We start from the raw sequence: 23,854 nt of genomic DNA on the forward strand, positions 1-23,854 counted from the left end.
TCCACGAGCGGCCCGGCACCGGGCGACCGGCTCGCGGCCCGTCGTCGCTCACGCTCACCGTGATCTACGATCGGCCCGGCACCGGGCGACCACGGCCGTTCCCGAGCCCCGGAAACGGCGAGATCCCGCCCGATCGGGATGATCGGACGGGATCTCGGCGACGCGTTCCGGGCCCGTTCGGAGAACGGCCCGACGTGGAGCTATGGGGATTCGAACCCCAGACCTCCTCCATGCCATGGAGGCGCGCTACCAGCTGCGCCATAGCCCCTGGTCACCGCTTCGAGTGCTCTCGTCGCGGCGCTCGGGAAGCATATAAGGACATCCGCGTGTTCACCTAATCGACAGCCGCCCGGCCCGCGCCCGCCACCGGGGCGCAAGCCGTGCCGCCCGAAGGTCACTCTCAGGTGGCCTCTGGGCCGTCATCGGTGGCCTCGGGGCTGTCGTCGCTCCTGACCGGCTCGGGGAGGGTCCCGGCGTTGTGTTCCAGCAGGCGCCAGCCCTTGCGCGCCTCCTCCAGCACCGACCACGAGCAGTTTCCGAGCCCGCCCAGGGCGGGCCAGAGCTCCTGCGGCAGGTTCATCAGCTTGGCGATGCCGAGCCGGATCGCCGCCCCGTGCGAGGCGACGACCAGCAGGCCGTCGGAGTCCATCTCCCCCGCCCAGCGGCGTACGGCCGAGGAGACCCTGTCGGCGACGTCGCCGACCGCCTCACCGCCCGGGGCCTCCCAGGCGGTGAACTCCCGTGGCCACCTCTCGGAGATCTCCTCGCGGGTGAGCCCCTCCCACTGGCCGCCGCCCCGCTCGCGCAGGTCCTTGTCGACGGTGACGTCCAGGCCGGTGACGCGGCCCAGCGCCGAGGCGGTGTCGAAGGCCCGCTGGAGATCGGAGGAAACGATCATCGTGGGGCGGAGCGCGGCGAGCAGCGAGGCCGCGCGGGCGGCCTGTGCGATCCCGGTCTCGTCGAGGGGGATGTCGCTGTGACCCTGGAAGCGGTGCTCGACGTTCCACAGCGTCTGGCCGTGCCTGAGGCAGACGACGCGACGACTCACTCAGCTACCGCCCCGCGGGCGCGCTGGGCGGCGACCTGGGTCACGCTGTCGGGCAGCGCGATGGAGGGGCAGTCCTTCCACAGGCGCTCGAGCGCGTAGAAGGTGCGGTCCTCCTCGTGCTGGACGTGCACGACGATGTCGATGTAGTCCAGCAGGACCCAGCGGCCCTCGCGCTCGCCCTCGCGGCGGACGGGCTTGGCGTCGGCCTCGATCCGCAGCCGGTCCTCGATCTCGTCGACGATGGCGCGGACCTGGCGGTCGTTGGAGGCGGAGCAGAGCACGAACGCGTCGGTGATGACGAGCTGGTCGCTCACGTCATAGGCGAGAATGTCATCGGCCAGCTTGTCCGCGGCCGCCTCGGCGGCGAGCCTGACGAGCTGGACGGATCTGTCGGTTGCTGTCACGGTGTGGGTCAGTCCTCCTGCTAGTCGGCGCTGTCACCTATCAGGGTGCCCGATTCGGGGCTCGTTGAAGAGCCACCTTTTGAACAACGCCTATCGTGTGCCACCCGATTCCGCGCCGCAAACGAATTGGCGGCCTGATCAGGGGCGTCCTCCGCGGCCGGGACCGCGCTTGTCGATCTCGGGTGGGACGGGCACCGGCCGGGCCGTTCGACGATCATGCCGGGTGAGCTGCGGATACTCGCCCCACGCAGACGCCTCAAATCATAGCGAATTTCATGGGAACACGTTCTAAGCTGCGATATTTCACCAGCTCAGCGCGATTCGCAGGATTTTTCGCCATCCATCCGCTCCAGCCACCCCTCGCCCGCTCCCCTCGCCCCGCCCGCCGGCGGCCACCGGAAGATCACGAGGACGTGCCGCCGTAAAGGCCGCGCTTGTTGATGTACTGGACGATGCCGTCGGGGACGAGATACCAGATGGGCTCCCCTGAGACCACCCGCTGGCGGCACTCCGACGACGAGATGGCCAGCGCCGGGATCTCCACCAGGCTGACCTTGCCCTCCGGCAGGCCCGGGTCCCGCAGGACGTGGCCGGGCCTGGTGGCGCCCACGAAGTGCGCGATGGTGAACAGCTCGTCCACGTCGCGCCAGCTCAGGATCTGGGCGAGGGCGTCGGCTCCGGTGATGAAGTAGAGGTCCACGTCGGGCCCCCAGGCGGCGGAGATCTCCCGGAGCGTGTCGATCGTGAAGGTCGGCCCCGGACGGTCGATGTCGACGCGGCTCACCGAGAACCGGGGGTTGGAGGCGGTCGCGATGACCGTCATGAGATAGCGGTCCTCGGCGGCCGAGACGATCTTGTCGGCCTTCTGCCACGGCTTCCCCGTCGGCACGAAGACCACCTCGTCGAGATCGAAGTGGTGGGCGACCTCGCTGGCCGCGACCAGGTGGCCGTGGTGGATCGGGTCGAAGGTCCCGCCCATGACGCCCAGACGTCGCTTTCCCTGGCCGGTAGGCGCGTTCATCATGAAACGGACCATACGTGCAAGCCGTACACAGCTTTTAACCACCCCCCGCGCGGGGCAGGCATACCCGACGTAGCATGCCGGACATGACCACCACCCCGGATCGCAACCGCGTGCAGCTTCCCGGCATCAGCTCGCGCGCCTACGAACATCCCGCCGACCGGTCAGCGCTGGTCGCCCTCCGGTCGCTCAGCGGGTTCGACACGGTGCTCAAGCAGATGTCCGGCCTGGTCAGTGAGCGCCGCCTGCGCCTGATCTACCTCGCCTCGGCCGTGCGGACCAGCGACACCCAGTTCCGAGCCCTGCACGACATGGGCCGCGACGCGGCCTACACGCTCGACCTCCACCGCATTCCCGAGGTCTACGTGCAGCAGAGCCCGCTGGTGCAGGCGAAGGCGATCGGCTTCGACGACCCGTTCATCGTCGTCACGACCGGCCTCCTCGACCTGATGGACGAGGAGGAACAGCGCTTCGTCATCGGCCACGAGACCGCCCACATCCTGTCGGGCCACGCCGTCTACCGCACCATGCTCGACATCCTGACCCGCCTGGCCACCCGCGTGGCCTGGATCCCGCTCGGCTACATCGGCCTGCGCGCGATCGTGGCCGGCCTGGAGGAGTGGCACCGCAAGTCCGAGCTCTCCGCCGACCGTGGCGGCCTGCTCTGCGGCCAGGACTCCGACGCGGCGCTGCGCGCCCTGATGAAGCTCGCCGGCGGCTCGCGCCTGCACGAGATGAACATCGAGGCCTTCCTCGACCAGGCACGCGAGTACGACACGGCGGGCGACGTCCGCGACGGCCTGCTCAAGGTCCTCAACCTGCTGGGCACCACCCACCCGTTCGCCGTCTCCCGCGTCGCCGAGCTCGACAAGTGGCGCCGCAGCGGCGAGTACGACACGATCATCGCCGGGGAGTACCCCCGCCGCGCCGACGACGCCAACGCGAAGATCTCCGAGGAGGTCAGGGCCGCCGCCCGCTCCTACCGCGACTCCTGGTCACAGTCCCAGGACCCGTTCATCGGCGTCCTGCGCGACGTGGCCGAAGGCGCCGTCAACGCCGGAGAGCGCATCTTCAACCGCTTCTCCCGCCGCGATGGAAATTAACGCGGAGTTCCACCGAAAGGGCCCGGACGACTGTTCCCGGGCCCTTTTTTAATACAGGTCGGACATAAGCGAAAATTGCCCTATTATCGTGCCCCATGAGAATTAGAATGATCATGGCTATGGCCGCGGCGGCCGGACTGTTTCTCACCGGTACGGCGAACGCCTACCCGATCAAGGACCCGGCTCTGACGGAGAACGCCCTCTACAGCTCAGGCAAGCTCGCCCAGACCAGGTGCGCCGAGCCGCCGATCAAGGACAACAGCCGGACGCTGGCCAAGCGGTACATCACGGCCGTCACCAACTGCCTGAACGCCGCGTGGGAGCCGCACTTCGAGGCCGCGGAGCTGTCGTTCAACAAGCCGAGGCTCAAGTTCGTCAACAAGGTGCCCACCGGTTACTGCGACTTCACCGTGGATCCCAAGGCGAATTCGCAGGCGTACTACTGCCTCAAGTCACGAACGATACTGGTGCAGATCGGCCGGGACTGGCTCGAAGACGCCGACGACCTCTGGCTGCTCCACGTGACGGGATGGCTGTACGGCTCGCATGTGGCGGGCCTCACCGGAATCGAGAAGGCGTTCGAGAAAGCCCCGTACGCGAACAAGAACGAGCTGAACGAGCAGATCCGCCGCGCCGGCCTGCAGACCGACTGCCTGAGCGGTGTGTTCATCCGGAGCGTCTGGTCCTCCTTCGGGCGAGGGACCAGGGACTGGAACGAGTTGCTGCGCATCCTTAAGAACAACGGGGACGTCAAGGGCGAGGCCCGGGTCTACGGCAAGGGCGCCAACCGCGTGGCCTGGACGAAGCGCGGCTACACCACCAGCGACCCGGCCTCCTGCAACACCTGGGCCGCCACCCCCGCCAAGGTCGCCTGACCGACCCGGGGCCCGAGGACGTCTACACGAGGAGGGCGATCGCGCGCACGGCCGCGGAGCACAGGGCGACGAACCCGCCCAGCACGGCCAGCGCGCGCAGGCCCTCCTTGCGGAGCTCGACGAGCTCGGCGCCGATCCGCTCGATCTCCCGGCCGAGGATGCCGCCGCAGACGACGCCGAACACGACGCCGGCGACGGCTATCGGGGCGGGATGCGCCCACCAGTCGGGGGGCAGCGAGCCCCCGAGGGTGAGCCAGAGCGCGCACCCGGCGAGGGCCGCCGCCGGCAGGCCGGGCCACACCAGGGCGGTCAGCAGCGAGACGGCGAAGGCCAGCGGGAAGCCCAGCACCCGCAGGACCGCCCGGGTCCTGGCCGACTTGCGCTTCCTGACCATCCAGTGACCGGCCCACAGCGCGCGGGCCAGCGTGGCGAACAACCCGGTGACGGCGAAGGTGGCCGGTGGCCAGATGGCCGTGGCCACGACGCACGGGACGGCCAGGACGGCCAGCAGGAGCAGCGCCGCGTTGCCCGCGGGCAGCGGCCCCGCCCTGCCCCCCTCCCGGAGCTCCCCGGCCGCGCCGCCCCTCCCCTTGCCGGACTGGCGCCGTACGGTCCTGGCCGCGGCGGCCGGACGCCCGCCGCGCGACGTCTCGGCGGGGGCCGGGGGCCGGCCGGTCCTGGACGTCTCGCCGGTCGCGGAGGCCGCCCGTCCCCCACGCGGCGTCTCACCGGCCGTGGAGGCCGTACGCCCCCCGCGAGGCGTCTCACCGGCCGTGGAAGCCGTACGCCCCCCGCGAGGCGTCTCACCGGCCGTGGAGGCCGATCGGCCGCCACGGGCCGCCTCACCGACCGCGGAGGCCGCGCGCCCGCCCCGGGCCGCCTCACCCGCCACTGGGAGCGCCCGCGCCGCGCGGGCCGCCTCGCCGGCGGGCACCGCCCGCCCGCCGCGTGGCGTGCCGTCGGCACCGGCCGCCGGGAGCCGGGGCGTCCGCGCCGCGCCGTCCACCGGGACGGGCGGCCTCCCCCTGCCGCTCTCCGCCCTGGCCGCCCTGCCGCCCCTGGCGGAGTCCTCGCCCCTGGCGCCGGACCTCGCCGTACCGGGCTTCTCCTTCTTGGGGGCGGACGGCTTCCTGGCCGCCCCCGCCTCGGACGGGATCACGCGGGCCAGCCGGCCCAGGCGGCCGGTGAGGAGCGCGGCGGTGGGGCGTTTGGCGGGCTCGCGGTGGAGGGCGGCACGGATCAGCGGCAGCAGCGCGGCCGGGACGCCCTCAAGATCGGCCTGGCCGTTGAGGATCGCGTACATCTGCGCCTCGACGGTGCCCCCGCCGAAGGTGGGGCGGCCGGTCGCGGCGAAGGCCACGGTGGCCGCCCAGGCGTGCACGTCGGCGGGCTCGCCCACGTGCTCGTCGGCGAACAGCTCGGGGGCGGCGTAGCCGGGGGTGCCCAGGAAGGTGCCGGTCAGGGTGAGCCGGGTGGCGTCCAGGACGTGGGCGATGCCGAAGTCGATGAGGACGGGCTCGTCGTCCCCGCTGACCACCACGTTGGCCGGTTTGAGGTCGCGGTGCACGACCCCGGCCGCGTGGATGATCGACAGGGCGACGGCGAGCCCCTGCGCGACGCTGAGCAGGGCACCGTCCCGCAGGGGGCCCTCTCGGCGCACCCGCTCCAGGAGGGTGTCTCCCTCGATGTGCTCCATGACCAGGTAGGGCCGGTCGCCGTCGAGGTCGGCGTCGACGACGCGGGCGACGTAGGGGCTCTCGACCCTGCGCAGGGCGCGGACCTCCCGCTCCAGGCGCACCCGGGCCTCGGAGCCGGCGTCGTGGACGTCGTGGAGCACCTTGAGCGCGACGTTGTCACCCCGGCGGCTGGAGGCGAGGTAGACCTCGCCCATTCCCCCACGGCCGAGACGTTCCAGCAACGTGTAGGGACCGACCCGCCCGAGACGACCCACGTGACCTCCTGCGTCGGCCACATGGGTCAGGGACCGCTGCGCCTATCGGGTCGCTCACTCCCGCTCGCTTCCCTGCTCTCCAGCCATAGGAGACCACACCATAGCGGGCGAGTGTGACGTTTTCCCGGCGGCACGCCGGGCTCCCTGAAAGATCCGGGAGCCCGGGACGCCCCGCCGGAACTAGCGGGCAGCCGCCTCGGGCGAGGCGAGGACCGTGCCCTCGGCCGTGCGCAGGTGGCCCTCGCCGGTGTAGACCCACTTGGTGGAGGTCAGCTCCGGCAGGCCCATGGGACCGCGCGCGTGCAGCTTCTGGGTGGAGATGCCGATCTCCGCGCCGAAGCCGAACTCCCCGCCGTCGGTGAACCGGGTCGAGGCGTTGACCGCCACGGCCGCGGAGTCGACCAGCGCGACGAACCTGCGGGAGGCGCTGACCGAGCGCGTGACGATCGCGTCGGTGTGGGCCGAGCCGTACTTCCTGATGTGCGCCACCGCGTCCTCCAGCGAGTCGACCACGGCGGCGGCGATGTCCAGCGAGAGGTACTCCACCCGGAAGTCCTCCTCCTCGGCGGGCACCACGTCGCCGTACGCCGCGACGCGCGCGTCGCCGTGCACCGTGACGCCCTCCGCCGCCAGCGCGGCCAGCGCGCGCGGCACGAAGGAGTCGGCCACGGCCGCGTGCACCAGGAGCGTCTCGGCGGAGTTGCACACCGAGGGCCGCTGGACCTTGGAGTTGAGCAGGATCTGGATCGCGAGGTCCTGGTCGGCGTCGGCGTCGACGTAGACGTGGCAGTTGCCCACGCCGGTCTCGATCACCGGGACGGTGGACTCCTCCACCACCGAGTTGATCAGCGAGGCGCCGCCGCGCGGGATCAGCACGTCGACCAGGCCGCGGGCCCGCATGAGCTCCTTGACCGAGTCGCGGCTCTGCCCGGGGACCAGCTGGACGGCCCCGGCGGGCACCTGGGTGCCCGCCAGCGCCTCCTGCATGATCCTGACGAGGACGGTGTTGGACTCGTACGCGCTGGAGGAGCCGCGCAGCAGGGTGGCGTTGCCGCTCTTGAGGCAGAGCGCCGCGGCGTCCACGGTCACGTTGGGGCGGCCCTCGTAGATGATGCCGATCACGCCGAGCGGGACCCGCAGCTGGCGCAGCTCCAGCCCGTTGGGCAGCGTGTTGCCCCGGATCACCTCGCCGACGGGGTCGGGAAGGTCGGCGACCTCGCGGACCGCCTCGGCGATCGCCTCGATCCTGGCCTCGTTCAGGCTGAGGCGGTCGATCATGTACTCGGAGATCCCGCTCTCCCTGGCCCGCTCGACGTCGAGCGCGTTGGCCGCGACGATCTCGGCGGACGCGGCCACGAGCGCGTCCGCCATCGCGCGGAGCGCGGCGTCCTTCGGCGCCCTCGGCAGCGGGGCCAGCTCGGCGGCGGCCTCTTTCGCCGCCAGGGCAACCTTCAGGAAGTCCTCGGACATCTCGCGCTCCAAAAGAACTAGTTGTGGGATTCCAGTATGACGATGTCGTCGCGGTGGATCAGCTCTCGCTCGTACTCGGGCCCCAGGCTGGCGGCCAGTTCACGGGTGGAGCGTCCGAGCAGCCCGGGGATCTCCCCCGCGTCGAAGTTGACCAGGCCGCGCGCGACCACCCGGCCGAGCGGCCCGCACAGGTCCACCGGGTCGCCCGCCGCGAACTCCCCCTCGACCGAGGTGACCCCGGCCGGGAGCAGCGACTTGCGGCGGCTCACCACCGCCTCGACGGCGCCGGAGTCCAGGTGCAGACGGCCCCGGCCGGTGGTGGCGTGGGCCAGCCAGAGCAGGCGGGTGCCGGGGTGGCGTCCGCCGGGGTGGAAGTAGGTGCCGACGTCGGTTCCCGCGAGGGCCTGGGCGGCGTGCGCGGCGGCGGTCAGCACCACGGGAACCCCCGCTCCTGTGGCGATCTTGGCGGCCTGGACCTTGGTGATCATGCCTCCGGTCCCTACCGCGCCCCCCTTGCCGAGCTCGACCCCGACGAGATCCTCGGGCCCGCGTACCTCGGCGAGCCTGCGGGCGCCGGGACGGCGGGGATCGCCGTCGTAGAGGGCGTCCACGTCCGACAGCAGCACCAGCGCGTCGGCCCGGGTCAGGTGGGCGACCAGCGCGGCGAGCCGGTCGTTGTCGCCGAAGCGGATCTCGTCGGTGGCCACGGTGTCGTTCTCGTTGACCACCGGGACGATGCCCAGCTCCAGCAGCCGGGCCAGCGTGCGCTCGGCGTTGACGTGGTGCGAGCGGCGCATCATGTCGTCGGCGGTGAGCAGCACCTGGCCGACCCGCAGGCCGTAGCGGGCGAAGGAGGAGGTGTAGCGGGCCACCAGCACGCCCTGGCCGACCGAGGCGGCGGCCTGCTGGGTGGCGAGGTCGCGCGGCCTGGCGGGCAGGCCCAGCGGGCCGAGGCCCGCCGCGATCGCGCCGGAGGAGACGAGCACGATCTGGGTGCCCGCCTTCCGCCTGGCGCCGAGCACGTCGACCAGGGCGTCCACCCGGTCGACGTCGATCATTCCCTGCGGGGTGGTGAGCGAGGACGAACCCACCTTCACGACGAGGCGTGAAGCCGTACGGATCCGTTCGCGCGCAGAGTCCACGACACGTACCTCTCAAAGATGATCACTTGGAAGGTCAGGGTATCCGAGCCGCCCATCCGGACCCCCGGATGGGAACCCGGGCCGCCCGGCGAGGCGGACCCGTCCGAACGGGCCCGTTCACGCGAACCCGCCGGGCTCCGGTCAGCCAAGCCCGTCAGCCGAGCCGGTTGTCCGAGCCGCGCGGCCCCTGGCGCACGGCCTCGGCGTTGAGCGTCGGCTGCCAGTCGAAGATGTAGCCGTTCTCCATGGAACCGATGACCACCTCGGCCCCGGCCTTCGCACCGGCCTTGGTGAGCTCCTCCTCGACACCGAGCCGCTCCAGCCGGTCGGCCAGGTAGCCCACGGCCTCGTCGTTGGTGAAGTCGGTCTGGCGGATCCACCGCTCCGGCTTGACCCCGGTGACCTGGAAGGTGCGCTCGTCGACCCTGCGGACGGCGAATCCCGCGTCGCCGTGCTGCTTGGGCCTGATGACCAGGCGGGTCGGCTCCAGGACGGGAGCGGCGGCCCTGGCGGCGGCGACCATCTCCCCCATGGCGTAGGTCAGCTCCTTGAGCCCCTCGTGGGTGGCCGCGGAGATCGAGAAGACCCGCAGGCCCCGCTCCTGGAGCATCGGCCCCACGATCTCGGCCAGCTCGCGGGCGTCGGGCACGTCGGACTTGTTGAGCACCGCCAGGCGCGGCCGGTCCTCCAGCTTGCCGTACGCCGCCAGCTCGGCCTCGATGGCCTCGTAGTCGCTGATCGGGTCGCGGCCCGGCTCCATCGTGGCGCAGTCGATCACGTGCACGAGCGTGTTGCAGCGCTCGACGTGGCGCAGGAACTCGTGCCCCAGGCCCTTGCCCTGCGAGGCGCCGGGGATCAGGCCGGGCACGTCGGCGACGGTGAAGATGGTCTCGCCCGCGGTGACCACCCCGAGGTTGGGGATCAGGGTGGTGAACGGGTAGTCGGCGATCTTCGGGCGGGCCGCGGAGAGCGCGGCGATCAGCGAGGACTTGCCCGCGCTGGGGAAGCCGACGAGCGCCACGTCGGCGACGCTCTTCATCTCCAGCATGACGTCGATCTCGTCGCCGGGCTCGCCGAGCAGCGCGAAACCGGGGGCCTTGCGCTTGGCGGAGGCCAGGGCGGCGTTGCCGAGCCCGCCGTGGCCGCCCTCGGCGATCACGTAGCGGGTGCCCGCGCCGATCAGGTCGATCAGGACCTCGCCGGTGTCGGCGTTCTTGACCACGGTGCCGTCGGGCACCGGGATGATGATGTCGCCGCCGTTGGCGCCGTCGCGGTTGGCGCCGTGTCCCTGCTTGCCGTTGTCGGCCTTGCGGTGCGGGCGGCGGTGATACTCCAGGAGGGTCGCCGTGTTGGCGTCGACCTCCAGGATCACGTCACCGCCCCGGCCGCCGTTGCCCCCGTCCGGGCCCCCCAGCGGCTTGAACTTCTCCCGATGGACAGAGGCACAGCCGTTTCCCCCGTCACCGGCCTTGATGTGCAGGACCACCTGGTCCACAAAGTCCGGCATGTCTACTTTCCTAGCTCTATCCGAGGGAACCTCTGCGGGAACCTCTGCTGAAAACGCGAACAGGGGTGGACCGCTGAATGCGATCCACCCCTGCCGTCAACGTCTGTCGGCGCGAATCTACTCCGCGACCGGGACGATGCTCACCGCGCGGCGCCCACGCTTGACACCGAACAGAACGTGGCCGGCGCTCAGCGCGAACAGCGTGTCGTCACTGCCACGGCCGACGTTGTCGCCGGGGTGGAAGTGGGTGCCGCGCTGACGGACGATGATCTCGCCGGCGTTGACCAGCTGACCGCCGAAGCGCTTCACACCGAGCCGCTGGGCGTTGGAGTCGCGGCCGTTCCGAGTGGACGACGCGCCCTTCTTGTGTGCCATCTCGCAAAACTCCCGAAACTCAGGCCTGGTCGATGCCGGTGATCTTCACCTGGGTGTACCGCTGGCGGTGACCCTGGCGCTTCTTGTACCCCGACTTGTTCTTGTACTTCAGAATCCGGATCTTCGGACCCTTGGTCTCACCGAGAATCTCGGCGGCAACCGTGAACTTGCCCGCCTCGGTGGTCACGTCGCCGTCGTTGACGACGAGGACCGTCGGCAGCGAAACCGTGGAACCGACCTCGCCGGCGACCTTGTCCACTTCAAGGACGTCACCGACGGAGACCTTCTGCTGCCTGCCGCCGCAACGAACGATCGCGTACACCGCGGAACCCTTCTTCTGACTGCTTGCTCGCTGGATGCTGCGCCCCGCATCCGGCTGTGGTCATTGATGACGTACCGGGTAGGCGCGCGAACAGGGCGCGCCATGAGCGCACCGGTTCACCAGGGTACCGGATTGACGGTGTCCTGGTCGAACCGGGCGGAACGTCGGGGGTGCCGGCCTTCGGCCCCGTCCCTGTGCGGGACGGGGGTCTAGTCGGCCGGCCTGGCCTTGCGGGAGCGTCTCCGCCCCCGGCCAGAAGCCTGTGCTGCCTGACCGTCCTCGTGCTGGACTCCGTCAAGCGCATCGGTCACCGTATCACGGCCCGACTGGTCACCGGCCGCCACAGCGTGGTTACCGTCCTTGCCGAGCTTCTCCGCGACGGCCTTCTCCACGGCCATCTTGCCCTGGGTGCCGCGCGGCTCGGGCTTGCCCTCCACCGGCTCGGACGAGACGTGCAGGCCACGGCCGTTGCAGCACTCACAGGTGGTCGAGAAGGCCTCCAGGAGGCCCTGGCCGACCCGCTTGCGCGTCATCTGGACCAGGCCCAGGGAGGTCACCTCGGCCACCTGGTGCTTGGTGCGGTCGCGGGCCAGGCACTCCAGCAGCCGCCGCAGCACCAGGTCGCGGTTGTTCTCCAGCACCATGTCGATGAAGTCGATCACGATGATGCCGCCGATGTCGCGCAACCTGAGCTGGCGGACGATCTCCTCGGCCGCCTCCAGGTTGTTGCGGGTGACGGTCTCCTCCAGGTTGCCGCCCTGGCCGGTGAACTTGCCGGTGTTGACGTCGACCACGGTCATGGCCTCGGTCCTGTCGATCACCAGCGAGCCGCCGCTGGGCAGCCAGACCTTGCGCTCCATCGCCTTGGCGATCTGCTCGTCGATCCGGTAGGCGGCGAAGACGTCGCCGCCCTCCTCCCACTTGCTGAGCCGGTCGGCCAGGTGCGGGGCGACGTAGCGGACGTACTCGTCGACCGTCTCCCACACGTCGCCCGCGACGACCAGCGAGGCGAAGTCCTCGTTGAAGACGTCGCGGACCACCCGGACGGTCAGGTCGGGCTCGGAGGAGAGCAGCTCGGGCGCGCTGGCCGACTTGGCCTTGCGCTGGATGTTCTCCCACTGCGCCGACAGCCGGGCCACGTCGCGGGCCAGCTCGTCCTCCGACGCGCCCTCGGCGGCCGTACGGACGATGACCCCCGCGTTCTCCGGCATGACCTTCTTCAGGATGCTCTTGAGGCGGGTCCGCTCCTTGTCGGGGAGCTTGCGGCTGATGCCGGTCATCGAGCCGTCGGGCACGTAGACCAGGTAGCGGCCGGGCAGGCTGATCTGGCTCGTCAGGCGGGCGCCCTTGTGGCCCATGGGGTCCTTGGTGACCTGCACCAGCACCGACTGGCCCGACTTCAGCGCCACCTCGATCCGCTTGGGCTGTCCCTCCAGCCCGGCGGTGTCGAAGTTGACCTCACCGGCGTACAGGACCGCGTTGCGGCCCTTGCCGATGTCGACGAACGCCGCCTCCATGCTCGGCAGGACGTTCTGCACCTTGCCGAGGTAGACGTTGCCCACGTACGACTGGCTCGCCTCGCGGTTGACGTAGTGCTCGACGAGGACGTTGTCCTCCAGCACCGCGATCTGGGTGCGCCCGCCGGTGCGGCGGACCACCATCATGCGCTCGACGGACTCCCTGCGGGCCAGGAACTCCGACTCGGTGATGATCGGCGGACGCCTGCGGCCGAGCTCGCGGCCCTCGCGGCGGCGCTGCTTCTTGGCCTCCAGGCGGGTCGAGCCGCGCACGCTCTGCACCTCGTCCACCGAGGTGCTGCGCCCGGCGCGGGGCGCGCGGATCCGCACCACCGTGTTCGGCGGGTCGTCCGGCACGTCGCCGGCCTCGTCGGTGCCCCTGCGGCGCCTGCGGCGACGCCGGCGCGAGCTGCCGCTCTCGGCGTCGTCGTCCTCCTGCTCGGCCTCGGGCCGCTCCTCGTCGTCCTGCTCGGCCTCGCTCTCCTCGGCCTCGTCGAGGTCGCGCGCCTTGCCGCGGCCCCGGCCGCCCCTGCGGCGCCGGCGCCGGCGACCGCTGGCGTCGTCGTCGCCGTCGGAGTCGTCGTCCTCGATCTCCTCGGCGAGCTCGGCCTTCTCGGCCTTCGTCTCGGCGGGCTCGGGCTCCGGCACGGCGGGCTGGACCGGCGCGGGACGCGCGGCGGGCTGAGCGGCCCGCTGCGGGTCGGGGGCCTGGAACAGCGGCTGGAACACCGCGGCGGGCGCCTGGAAGGTCACCGAGGGCACCTCGGAACGTTCCTGGGCGGCCAGCCCGAAGGGGTCGGCGAACAGGCCGGGCCGCTCCTCGACGATGTCCTCACCCGCGGGCTCGTCGTCGAGCGGCTCCTCGACGGGCAGCAGCTCCTCCTCGGCCTCCACGGCGTCCTCGGTCTCCGCGACCTCGGCGGGGGCCACCTCGCGCGGGGCGGCCTTCTTGCGCGTACGGGTGCGCTTGGCGGGGGCGGCGGGCGCCTCCTGGGGCTCGGCCACCGCGCTCCCGGCGTCGACGCCGGTCTCGGAGAAGGGCTGGGGGACCGCGAAGGGGTCCGGCACGACGGGCGCCACCGGGGGAACCACCGCGGGCGCCGCGGTCACGACCTCGGCGGCCTCGACGGCCTCGGCGGGGGCCGTCTCGACCGGCTCGGCGACCGGCTTCTTCGCACGGCTACGCCGCGTGGTGGTGGTCGCACCGTCCGCCACGGCCGTCTTGCGCCTGCTGGCGCGCTTGGGGGCCGCCGCCGCGGGCTCCGGCGCCTCGGCCGGTGACTCCGGCGCGGAGACCTCGGGCGTCGCGGGCGTCGCAGGCGTCACGGTCTGCGCGACCGGCGCGGGCGGGGCCGCGGCCACGGGGGCCGCCTCCGGCTCCTCCGGCGGAGGACCGGCGGGCCGGCTGGCCGCCCTGCGGCGGGTCACCGCCGGCCGCGCGTCTTCTGTTGTCGTATCCCCGCCGGGGCCGTTAACCCCGGCGTTGGGCTCGTTGTCGAGCATGCGGGCGCTCTCCCGTTCAGCTCCCGGGCGCGTCTCCGCGCCGCGCGGGAGCTCTCGTCTCTCACTGTCCGCCAGGCCTGGGGCCCGGCGCCAAGTCCTATATGTCGCCGCCGACGTGCCTGCCCACCGGTTCCGCTTCGCCGCCGCGCGTGATGTCGCGGTCAAGGCCGAACGGATCGGCGGGCTCACCGGTGTGAACGTCCAGCGGGCCCTGCGCCAGCCTGGTTACCTCGGGGGGCACCGGCGGCGCGAAGTCAGCCACAAGACGCAGTCCAGTGAGAACGTCGTCGGGTCGAACGGCAGGAGTTTCGTGCCGTACAACCATGCGAAGTATGACACATGGCTGACTGGACGCCTGACCTGCTGTTGTCTCGGTTCCCTCAAATGCCCGAAGGCTCAGCACCGCTTCACGTGCGTCGAAGCGTCGCATCCCCTTCTTGGTAAGGCGTTCGACCTCGACGTGGTCCGTGGCGACGAATTTCTCGGCCGCGGCCTCGGCGAGGGCGGGATCGGCTCCCGGCAGCCGCAGCTCCCACGCCGAGCACTCCATCTGGTCGGCCAGGCTCGCCGGGCCCGCCTCGACGACGTCGAGCACGTCGAGACCGGGCGGCAGCGAGGTGTCCAGGGCTGCTCGCAGCCGGTCGGGATCACACTCGCGCGTCACGCTGATCTCGAAGTACTCGGCCTCGCTGGCGACCCCGGTGGGGGCGGCCGCTCCCACGTAGGAGATCTTCGGATGGGGCGAGAAGCCCGCGCTGAACGCCACCGGGACGTCGGCTCTCCGGACCGCCCGTTCGAGGGCCCGGGTGATGTCGCGGTGGCTGGTGAAGCGCAGGCGGCCGCGCTTGGCGTAGCGCACGCGAAGGCGCTGCACCACGGGCGCGGGCGGCGGCCCGTCGGGAGCGGGTTTCAGGGTGGTGTCGTCCTTCCCAAGTCGTGGTCGTCGTTTCCAAAGAGCGGTGCTCACGCACCGCCCACCTCAGACAACCGTCAGTGGTAGCAGCTTCTTCCCGGTGGGCCCGATCTGGATCTCGGTCCCCATCGTGGGGCAGACGCCGCAGTCGTAACACGGGGTCCAGCGGCAGTCCTCGACCTCGACGTCGTTGACCGCGTCCTGCCAGTCCTGCCAGAGCCACTCGCGGTCGAGACCGGCGTCGAGGTGGTCCCAGGGCAGGACCTCGTTCTCCTCGCGCTCGCGCGTGGTGTACCAGTCGACGTCGACGCCGACGGCCTCGGCGGCGTCCATCCAGCGCTGGTAGGAGAAGTGCTCGCTCCAGCCGTCGAACCGGCCGCCCCCCGCCCACACCTCGCGGATGACCTTCCCCACCCGGCGGTCCCCCCGGGAGAGCAGGCCCTCCACGATCGAGGGCTTGCCGTCGTGGTAGCGCAGGCCGATCGCGCGGCCGTAGTCCCTGTCGCCGCGCAGAGCCTCCCTCAGGGCCTTCAGCCTGCGGTCGACCGTCTCGTGGTCGGCCTGGCCGGCCCACTGGAACGGGGTGTGCGGCTTGGGCACGAAACCGCCGATGGAGACCGTGCAGCGGACGTCGCGCGACCCGGTGGCCTCACGGCCCGCCTTGATGACCTTCTTGGCCAGGTCGGCGATGCCCTGGACGTCGGCGTCCTCCTCGGTCGGCAGGCCGCACATGAAGTAGAGCTTCACCTGCCGCCAGCCCTGGGTGTACGCGGTGGTGACGGTCCTGATCAGGTCTTCCTCGGTGACCATCTTGTTGATCACCTTGCGCATCCGCTCCGAGCCGCCCTCGGGGGCGAACGTCAGGCCGGAGCGGCGGCCGTTGCGGGAGAACTCGTTGGCCAGGTCGATGTTGAAGGCGTCGACCCGGGTCGAGGGCAGCGACAGCGAGGTGTTGGTGCCCTCGTAGCGGTCGGCCAGCCCCTTGGCGACCTCGCCGATCTCGGAGTGGTCGGCCGAGGAGAGCGACAGCAGGCCGACCTCGTTGAAGCCGGACGCCTTCACGCCCGCCTCGACCATGTCGCCGATCGTGGTGATCGAGCGCTCGCGCACCGGACGGGTGATCATGCCGGCCTGGCAGAACCGGCACCCCCGGGTGCACCCGCGGAAGATCTCCACGCTGAACCGCTCGTGCACGGTCTCGGCCAGCGGGACCAGCGGCTTCTTGGGGTAGGGCCACTCGTCCAGGTCCATCACGGTGTGCTTGTGGATCCGCCACGGCACGCCCGACCTGTTGGGCGCGACGCGCTGGATCCGGCCGTCGGCGTGGTAGTCGACGTCGTAGAACTTCGGCACGTAGACCCCGCCGGACTCGGCCAGCCGCATCAGCAGCCCGTCGCGCCCGCCGGGCGAGCCCTCGGCCTTCCACTCGCGGATGACCTCGGTGATCGCGATGGCGATCTGCTCCCCGTCGCCCAGCACGGCGGCGTCGAGGAAGTCGGCGATCGGCTCGGGGTTGAACGCCGCGTGACCGCCGGCCAGCACGATCGGGTCGTCCTCGCCCCGGTCGGCCGCCTCCAGCGGGATGCCCGCCAGATCCAGCGCGGTCAGCATGTTGGTGTAGCCGAGCTCGGTCGAAAAGGACAGCCCGAGCACGTCGAACGCCCGTACGGGCCGGTGCGCGTCGACCGTGAACTGGGGGACCCCCTCGGAGCGCATGAGCGCCTCCAGGTCGGGCCAGACCGCGTAGGTCCGCTCGGCCAGCGTCTCCGGCAGCTCGTTGAGGATCTCGTAGAGGATCTGGACGCCCTGGTTGGGCAGGCCGACCTCGTAGGCGTCCGGATACATCAGCGCCCAGCGGACCGTGGTCTCGTCCCAGTCCTTGACGGTCGAGTTGAGCTCACCTCCGACGTACTGGATCGGCTTCTGCACCTTGGGCAGGAGCATTTCCAGGCGGGGAAACAGCGACTCGACAGACATGCCGTCAAGAATATCCGCCTACAGGGGGTGCCACAGGCGGTCGTCGCCCGCTCGCAGCGAGTCGAGCCGGTGGCGCAGCTCCTCACGGGCGGTGCGATCGCGGTGCGCGTTGCGCAGCACGGCCGTGAGAGTCCGCAGTTCGCGCATGTCACGCAGCACCGGATAGCCCTCCCAGGTGGTCGCGTCGTAGCCGTAGGCCTCGCTGAAATCGGCCCGCTGGCGCTCGGTCAGACCGAACCTGCCGCCCTGGAGTGTCGGGATCAGATCGATCTCCCTGGGCCCCGCGCACACCCCGTCCCAGTCGCACAGCAGGAAACCGCCGCGCGTGCGGATCAGGTTGCCCCGGTGGGCGTCCGCGTGGACGAGCCCGTACGGCAGGGCGAACTCCACCCGCTCGTAGTAGGCCTCGGCCAGCGCCTCGCAGCGGCCGAGCAGCCAGTCGCGATCATCGTGGGCCAGCGCGACGCTGGCGCCGATCGCCCGGCGCACCCCCCCGAACGGGTCGTGGGTCGGCAGGTCGAACGGCACGGGCGGCAGGTCGTGCAGCCGCCGCAGCAGCGGCCCCAGCTCCGCCGGGCCGGGAGGCGGCCCGATGTGCTCCTCGTGGTGCCAGAACGTCGCCAGGAAGCCCTCCGCGACGACCGGCTGCCTGATCTCCAGCGGCCTGACGGCGGGGAAGCCCTGCTCGGCGAGCCACCGGGTGACCCGGATCGAGGTCACCAGCCGGTCGTACCTGCCGGGCGTGGTCGCCTCCGTCAGCCGCACCACGACCTTCTCGCCCGCCAGGTGGTAGACGGCGTTGGCGAAGTCGCGCATCAGCGTCGCGCCCCCGGTGTCGAGCCCGGTCCGACGGCACGACTCGGCGAGCGCCACGGCGGCGCGCGGGAGGGGCAGGCCCTCCGCGGTGACGGTCATCGTCCACTTCTCCCGTCCGAGATGGCGTTCCTGGCCCGCTGCGGCAGGCCCACGGCGCAGAAACCCTCGATCTGACCGGCCATCTGCTCCCCGCCGGGACGTGAGGCCAGCAGCGCGCGACTCGCGCCGAGGGTGGCGCCCAGGCTGCCGATGCGCCGGTCGGGCGGGAGCGCGAGGATCGGCGCCATGGCGCCCTCGGCACCCGAGGTGTCGCCCTCCATCAGGTGGGCGATCGCCAGATGGGCGCTGGCCATGGCCTCACACCCGTAGGAGCGGTTCTCCGGGTCCCCCGACGCGTACAGGGACAGCGACTCGCGCGCCGACTCGATCGCCGGGGCGGAGGCTCCGAGCTGCAGCTGGGCGACCGCCGCGTAGTAGTGCTCCTTCGCCGGGCGGAACGCGAACTCCCCGGCGATCTCGTCGTGCAGCTCGTCGCCCCCGCCCCCGGCGCGGGCGCCGGCCGCCTCGCGCAGCGCCTCGGAGGCCTCCCCGCGACGCCCGAGAAGCGCGTACGAGCGGGCCCTCAGCATGTGCAGGCGGGTGGCTCCCGAGCCCGCGCGGACGTGGGTCAGCCCCTCCTCCGCGTAGCGGGCCGCGTCACCGTGGCGGCGGTCCCACAGCGCCACCGACGACTGCATGCCGCGCGCCCACCCCATCAGCGCCGCGTGCCCGGCCACCTTGCCGTACGTCCACGCGGCGCGGGCGAGGGTGTCGGCGGGGACGCGGCGGTCCATGTCCATGCTGGCGTTGGCCATCAGCCCGCACAGCGCGCCGGTGAGGAAGTACAGCTCCCTGGCCTGCCCGGGGTGGACGCGCCGCTCCAGCGCCCTGCGGGTGCGCTCCTGCAGCTCGCGCATCTCCACGAAGAGCGGCAGCGGGGCCTCGGACACGTAGCGCCTGCCGACCCAGATCACCTGGGTGCGCAGCCGCTCCAGCGCCCCCGCGCCCAGCTCGCTCTCCTCGGCCCGCTCGGCGTGCGCCCCGGCCTCGTCGGCCGCCGCCGTGATCACGTCGACGACCGGCGGGGCGGGCGGGACCGAGCGCAGCTCCTCGGGGGTGTAGTCCTGGGCGAAGCCGAGCTGCACCGGACCGGTCTGGAAGAGCCTGCACAGCAGGTCCGTGTAGTCGCGGTCGGGCCTCGCCCCCGCCTCCCACTCCCGCCAGGAGCGCTCGCTGAGCCCGCGCCGCTTGATCCCCTCCCTGTCGCACATGGCGTGGAAGTGGTCGATGGCCTCCTCCACGGTCCACCCGTGGGCGAGCCTGCGGCACTTGAACCTGGTCTGCTGGGGACAGCGGACGTGGATCTCGTCCACCATCTGCTGGATGACCGCGGCGGACGGCGGGCCGGAGAGACCGGCCAGCGTACGGGTGCGGATGATCGTCGCGTACGCCAGCGCGGCGCGGTCGCCACCGCGCGAGACCGAGGTCATCGGCGCTCCCCGGGGTGCCTCGGCGCCCGTCTCACGAACCGCCGCCCTGGAAGGGCACGACCGTGCCGCCGTTGCGGAGCTGCGCCTGGAAGAGCTGCCCGCACAGGCTGCTCGGGGTCTCGGCGAACCACACCGCCGGCGGGCTGCCCGCCGACACCGCGGCCCAGCGCCCCTTGCTGAACACGATCCGGTAATCGGGGAACGCGGTCCGTAACAGTTCGAGTGCGCGTTGCCGCTCGGCGAGCTCAGAGATCACGGCTCCTCCGTCATCGCGAGTTTCGTCTTCGTTCCCAGAATGTTCGCTTGACGAACGCCGTGCCAGTGAGAATCGGGGATGCGCGACATGCGGGCCGCTCTCATGTCGGCGCCGCGACAGGGGCGAGACGGGCGCTGAGCCGATTACTGGAACGGCTGCCGGCGCATGTGGATCGCCTGGAGCAGGCCGAAGGCGATCATATTGGCGAAGGTGGCGGTACCGCCATAGGAGACGAACGGCAGCGGGAGACCGGTGATCGGCATGATCCCGACGGTCATCCCGATGTTGACGAACGACTGGAAGGCCAGCCAGCACACGATCGAACCGGCCACCAGCGTGCCGAACCGGTCGTCGCACTGGCGCGCGATCCGCACCCCCCGCAGCAGGATCACCCCGAGCAGCGCCACCACGGTGACCGAGCCGAGGAAACCGAACTCCTCCCCCGCCACCGTGAAGATGAAGTCGGTGTGCTGCTCCGGCACGAAACGGCCGGTGGTCTGGCCGCCCCCGAACAGTCCCTTGCCGAACACCTCCCCCGACCCGATCGCGATCAGCGACTGGGTGCTGTTGTAGCCGACCCCCCGCGGATCGCTGGCCGGGTTGAGGAACGCGGTGAACCGGGCGATCTGGTACGGCTCCAGGACGTCGAGGAACCACGCGGCCACCCCCGCGCCGACCACGCTGAGGGTGAGCCCGGCGATCCAGCGCTTGCGGACCCCCGCCACGACGATCGTGCCCGCCGTGATCACCCCGATGACCATCGTGGTGCCCAGGTCGGGCTGGAGCATCACCAGCCCCATGGTGAACATGGACACCACCAGCGCGATCACGACGTCGAAACCGCGCGGCCGGTCGGTGCCCCTGGCGGGCTGGGCCAGCAGCATGGCGAGCATCAGCACCAGGCCGAGCTTGGCGAACTCCGACGGCTGGAACGCGAAACCGCCGCCCAGCATGATCCACGAGTGGGCGCCGTTCACCGTGCTGCCGAGCGGCGTGATCACCAGGATCAGCCCGACCAGCGTCGCACCGTAGATCAGCGGCGTGAAGGCCCGCAGCGCCCGGTGGTCGACCATCGAGGCCGTACCGGCAAGCACGGCACCGATGACGAGGTTGAGGATGTGCTTCTTGACCAGTCCCGTGGAACCGGCCGCCCAGGTCCTGGTCGACGACCAGACCAGCATCGTGCCGATCACCGCCAGCGCGGCGACGGCGACCAGCATCAATCCGTCCATCCGGCCCACCGTGGAGGCGGCCGCCACCGTCCGGCCCGCCAGGGACGCCCTCTGCGGCGCGGCCGCCCGGTTCACGCCGCCTCCCCGGCGGACGTCACCACCGGCGCCCTCGAGAGCCCCGTCGCGCTCATCGGCGCCGCCGTCGAAGTCGCCGTCGCCGTCGAGGTCGAGGTCGAAGTCGAAGTCGAGGTCCAGGTCGAAGTCGTCACCGCGACACCGTCCCGTCCTTGGCGATCACCGGAAGCGCCCTCGCCGGGCGCCCGCCCGGCAGAGCCGAGGAGGACGGCTTCCCGTCGGGCTTGAAGCCGTAGATGCCCTCATAGATCTTCCGGACCGCCGGAGCCGCGGTCTGGCCGCCCATCCCGCCCTGGGACACCATGGCGACGATCACGAACCGCGGCTTGTCCGTGGGAGCGAACGAGGCGAACCAGGAGGTGTCCGCCTTGCCGTAGACCTCGGCGGTGCCGGTCTTCCCACCGATCTTGACCTTGTCCATGGGGAACCCCGAGAAGGCCCCCGCCGCGGTGCCGTCGGAGGCGACCTCGCTCAGCGCCCCCTTGATGTAGGCCCGCTCCTCCCGCGTGATCGGCAGTTTGCCCACCACCGGCACCTTGATCTCCTTGACCTTGGTGCCGTCGGGACGCACCAGCGCCCAGCCCACCCTGGGACTGCGCAGCTTGCCGTCCCCGACCAGCGCCGCGTAGGCCGCCGCCAGCTGCAGCGGCGTCACCAGCACGTCGCCCTGCCCGATGGAGAAGTTGGCGGCGTCACCCGGCCGCCACTGGAACCCTTCCAGGCAGTTCTCGTACGCCAGCCGCTTGAGGAACGCGGCCCTGCTGGGACTGCTCCTGGCCACCTCCGGATAGCCGGACTTGGCCCGTTTGCAGTTGTCCTCCTTGGTCACCGCCCAGAGCGCCTTCTTCCACGCCCGGTCGGGGATCCTGCCCGGTGACTCGCCCGGCAGGTCGATGCCCGTGGGACGGCCGAACCCGTAGGCGCGCGCCATGTTCGCCATCGGCTCCTTGGGCCTCCCCTTCGGGTTGAGCCCCCCGTCGCGCAGCCACTGCTCGTACGCCGCCCGGTAGAAGATCGTGTCGCACGACTTCACCAGCGCCGTGTGCAGGTTGAGGACGCCCAGCCCGATGCCGCGGAAGTTGTTGAACGGCCGGTCGCCCACCATGAAGGACCCCGGGCAGTCGTACTTGCCGTGCAGCGGGTAGCCGTCCCTGACCATCGCCGACACCGACGACACCTTGAACGTCGAACCGGGCGCGAACTCGCCCTTGATCGCCCGCGACACCAGCGGCTTGCCGGTCTTGCCCGACAGCAGGCGCTGGTACTCCGTCTCGGAGATCCCCCCGCTCCAGACCGCCGGATCGTACGTCGGCGCGCTGGCCAGCGCGATCACCCGGCTGGTCCTCGCGTCCAGCACCACCGCCGCCGCCCCGTCGGCCTTGGGCGCGCCCTTCATCGCCTCGGCCAGCGCCTTCTCGGCCAGGGTCTGCACCCGGGCGTCGATGCTGGTGATGAGCGTGTCGCCCGGGACCGGCGGCACGTGCCGCTCCACCCCGATGACCTTGCCGAGCCGGTCGACCTGCACCCGCCGCATCCCCGGCGTCCCCCGCAGCGGCACGTCGTAGACCGACTCCAGGCCGTCCCTGCCCACCAGGTCGACCCCGGAGAACGCCGCCCTGAGCCCGTCACGCCGATCCAGCTCCTCCTGCGTGATCGGCTGCAGGTAGCCGAGCGCCTGCGCGCCCGCCCCCTTGCGCGGATACTCCCGCACGGCCTGCACCTCGGCCGTGACCCCGGGGAACTCCTCCTGCCGCTCCAGGATCTGCAGGGCCTCGCGCGTGGTGACGTCGATGTCGATGGGGATCGGCTGGTACGGGGACCCCGGCCAGCAGGGACGGGCGACCCCGGGACCGCACGCCCTGATCCGCTCCCGCAGCTCGACGGGACGGCGGCCGAGCACACCGGCCAGCCTCTGGATCACCTCCTGGCCGTTGCCCGCCATCCGGTTCAGGCGCGTGCGGTCGACCGAGACCACCAGCGTGGTCCGGTTGCGCACCAGCGGACGGCCCGTCGCGTCGAGGATCTGCCCGCGCACCGCGGGGACGACGACGTCACGCGTACGCGTCTCGGTCGCGGCCTCCACGTACTCCGTGCCTCGCACCACCTGCACCTGCCAGAGCCGTACGGCGAGCAGCGCCAGCATCGACACCACCAGCACCTGCACCACGATCAGCCGCCCCCGCATCAGGCCCATGCCCCATCCTCCCCGCGCACCCCGCCGGCCCCCCCGGCCCACGACCCGCCCGACCCCCCAGACCCCCATGGCGTACGAGGTCGCGTACGTGACCTCATGGGCGACTCCGCATGATGTGCCGGGGCACCTGGACCAGGCGCGGCTCCGGCCCCCGGACGAGCCGCCGCACCATCCACACCACGGGCGGCGCGGCCAGCAGGTTGTAGGCCATCGCCTGCGGCAGCACCGTCGTCAGCATGGACAGCCCGGTCCGCGGATCCCCCACCAGGGCGCCGGTCACCAGGGCCACCACGGGACCCGCGATCGCGCAGGCCATCGCCGCGAGCGGCGCCGCGCCCGGCTGGCTCTCCACCGCGCGTCCCGCCAGGAAGCCCATGAGGCAGAGCACGAGCGCGTTGTGCCCGAGCAGGTGCGCCGCCGGCGGCAGCAGGTCGCTGAGGAGACCGGCGGCGAAGCCCATGACGGCCCCCTCGGCCGCCCCGCGCGCCAGCGCGTACCCCAGCACCGCGAGCAGCACCAGATCCGGCGCGGCGTGCCCGGGCAGCGGCAGCCTGTTGACGACGGTCACCTGGACGATCATGATCCCCAGGAGCAGCAGCACGAAGGCCGCGGTGCGGCCCATCC

At 71.6% G+C, this 23,854-nt stretch carries 20 protein-coding genes and 1 tRNA gene; 2 read left to right on the plus strand and 19 right to left on the minus strand.

Annotation, left to right across the window (positions count from 1 at the left end; all coding sequences use genetic code 11):
* Positions 1-195: 195 nt before the first annotated feature.
* The 4 genes from AC5L38_RS26550 to nadD all read right to left on the minus strand — a co-directional run bounded on the left by AC5L38_RS26550 (position 196) and on the right by nadD (position 2,476).
* Positions 196-268: transfer RNA gene (locus tag AC5L38_RS26550), tRNA-Ala, on the minus strand.
* A gap of 132 nt (positions 269-400) precedes the next feature.
* On the minus strand, positions 401-1,048 hold the full coding sequence (locus tag AC5L38_RS26555) for a histidine phosphatase family protein (RefSeq protein ID WP_495245533.1): 648 nt from the start codon (positions 1,046-1,048) through the stop codon (positions 401-403).
* On the minus strand, positions 1,045-1,452 hold the full coding sequence (gene rsfS, locus AC5L38_RS26560; RefSeq protein ID WP_362873202.1) for a ribosome silencing factor: 408 nt from the start codon (positions 1,450-1,452) through the stop codon (positions 1,045-1,047). The genes AC5L38_RS26555 and rsfS overlap by 4 nt, the downstream gene beginning before the upstream one ends.
* Before the next feature lie 403 nt (positions 1,453-1,855).
* Positions 1,856-2,476 (minus strand): nicotinate-nucleotide adenylyltransferase, encoded by a 621-nt coding sequence (gene nadD / locus AC5L38_RS26565; RefSeq protein ID WP_495245534.1) that lies wholly within the window; start codon positions 2,474-2,476, stop codon positions 1,856-1,858.
* A gap of 74 nt (positions 2,477-2,550) precedes the next feature.
* Between nadD and AC5L38_RS26570 the strand changes: the two genes are divergently transcribed.
* Positions 2,551-3,576 (plus strand): M48 family metallopeptidase, encoded by a 1,026-nt coding sequence (locus tag AC5L38_RS26570; RefSeq protein WP_495245535.1) that lies wholly within the window; start codon positions 2,551-2,553, stop codon positions 3,574-3,576.
* A gap of 95 nt (positions 3,577-3,671) precedes the next feature.
* Positions 3,672-4,451 (plus strand): neutral zinc metallopeptidase, encoded by a 780-nt coding sequence (locus tag AC5L38_RS26575; RefSeq protein WP_495245536.1) that lies wholly within the window; start codon positions 3,672-3,674, stop codon positions 4,449-4,451.
* 22 nt (positions 4,452-4,473) lie between these two features.
* Here AC5L38_RS26575 and AC5L38_RS26580 read toward each other — a convergent pair whose 3' ends face one another.
* The 15 genes from AC5L38_RS26580 to mreD form a co-directional block, all read right to left on the minus strand.
* Entirely contained in the window at positions 4,474-6,402 is a 1,929-nt protein-coding gene (locus AC5L38_RS26580; protein WP_495245537.1) for a serine/threonine-protein kinase, read from the minus strand.
* A gap of 180 nt (positions 6,403-6,582) precedes the next feature.
* Positions 6,583-7,872 (minus strand): glutamate-5-semialdehyde dehydrogenase, encoded by a 1,290-nt coding sequence (locus AC5L38_RS26585; protein ID WP_495245538.1) that lies wholly within the window; start codon positions 7,870-7,872, stop codon positions 6,583-6,585.
* A gap of 17 nt (positions 7,873-7,889) precedes the next feature.
* Entirely contained in the window at positions 7,890-9,014 is a 1,125-nt protein-coding gene (gene proB, locus AC5L38_RS26590; RefSeq protein WP_495245539.1) for a glutamate 5-kinase, read from the minus strand.
* A 154-nt stretch (positions 9,015-9,168) separates the two neighbouring features.
* A complete protein-coding gene (obgE, locus tag AC5L38_RS26595; protein ID WP_495245540.1) occupies positions 9,169-10,521 on the minus strand; it encodes a GTPase ObgE in 1,353 nt (450 codons plus the stop codon).
* 117 nt (positions 10,522-10,638) lie between these two features.
* Positions 10,639-10,896, minus strand: a complete 258-nt coding sequence (gene rpmA, locus AC5L38_RS26600; RefSeq protein WP_389917512.1) for a 50S ribosomal protein L27 — start codon at positions 10,894-10,896, stop codon at positions 10,639-10,641.
* A gap of 19 nt (positions 10,897-10,915) precedes the next feature.
* Positions 10,916-11,218: a 50S ribosomal protein L21 gene (rplU, locus tag AC5L38_RS26605; RefSeq protein WP_030924785.1), complete on the minus strand. Its 303-nt coding sequence runs from the start codon at positions 11,216-11,218 to the stop codon at positions 10,916-10,918.
* 209 nt (positions 11,219-11,427) lie between these two features.
* The gene (locus AC5L38_RS26610; protein ID WP_495245541.1) at positions 11,428-14,238 is read right to left on the minus strand and encodes an Rne/Rng family ribonuclease; all 2,811 of its coding nucleotides are present in this window, start codon (positions 14,236-14,238) and stop codon (positions 11,428-11,430) included.
* A gap of 97 nt (positions 14,239-14,335) precedes the next feature.
* A complete protein-coding gene (locus AC5L38_RS26615) occupies positions 14,336-15,115 on the minus strand; it encodes a TIGR03936 family radical SAM-associated protein (RefSeq protein ID WP_495245560.1) in 780 nt (259 codons plus the stop codon).
* Positions 15,116-15,217: 102 nt separating this feature from the next.
* Complete coding sequence (locus AC5L38_RS26620) at positions 15,218-17,128, minus strand: TIGR03960 family B12-binding radical SAM protein (RefSeq protein ID WP_495245542.1); 1,911 nt, start codon at positions 17,126-17,128, stop codon at positions 15,218-15,220.
* A gap of 18 nt (positions 17,129-17,146) precedes the next feature.
* Complete coding sequence (locus tag AC5L38_RS26625) at positions 17,147-18,043, minus strand: phosphotransferase family protein (RefSeq protein ID WP_495245543.1); 897 nt, start codon at positions 18,041-18,043, stop codon at positions 17,147-17,149.
* Positions 18,040-19,473 (minus strand): NsdA family TPR-like regulatory protein, encoded by a 1,434-nt coding sequence (locus AC5L38_RS26630; RefSeq protein ID WP_495245544.1) that lies wholly within the window; start codon positions 19,471-19,473, stop codon positions 18,040-18,042. Before AC5L38_RS26630 ends, AC5L38_RS26625 begins: the two co-directional genes overlap by 4 nt.
* Positions 19,474-19,504: 31 nt before the next feature.
* Positions 19,505-19,729: a hypothetical protein gene (locus AC5L38_RS26635; protein WP_435290840.1), complete on the minus strand. Its 225-nt coding sequence runs from the start codon at positions 19,727-19,729 to the stop codon at positions 19,505-19,507.
* A gap of 143 nt (positions 19,730-19,872) precedes the next feature.
* A complete protein-coding gene (gene rodA, locus AC5L38_RS26640) occupies positions 19,873-21,036 on the minus strand; it encodes a rod shape-determining protein RodA (protein ID WP_495245545.1) in 1,164 nt (387 codons plus the stop codon).
* 130 nt (positions 21,037-21,166) lie between these two features.
* Positions 21,167-23,230 (minus strand): penicillin-binding protein 2, encoded by a 2,064-nt coding sequence (gene mrdA, locus AC5L38_RS26645; protein ID WP_495245546.1) that lies wholly within the window; start codon positions 23,228-23,230, stop codon positions 21,167-21,169.
* A 94-nt stretch (positions 23,231-23,324) separates the two neighbouring features.
* Positions 23,325-23,852, minus strand: coding sequence for a rod shape-determining protein MreD (gene mreD / locus AC5L38_RS26650; RefSeq protein ID WP_495245547.1), 528 nt, complete (start codon positions 23,850-23,852; stop codon positions 23,325-23,327).
* Between the last annotated feature and the right edge of the window lie 2 nt (positions 23,853-23,854).

It is taken from the genome of Streptosporangium nanhuense, from assembly GCF_059358815.1.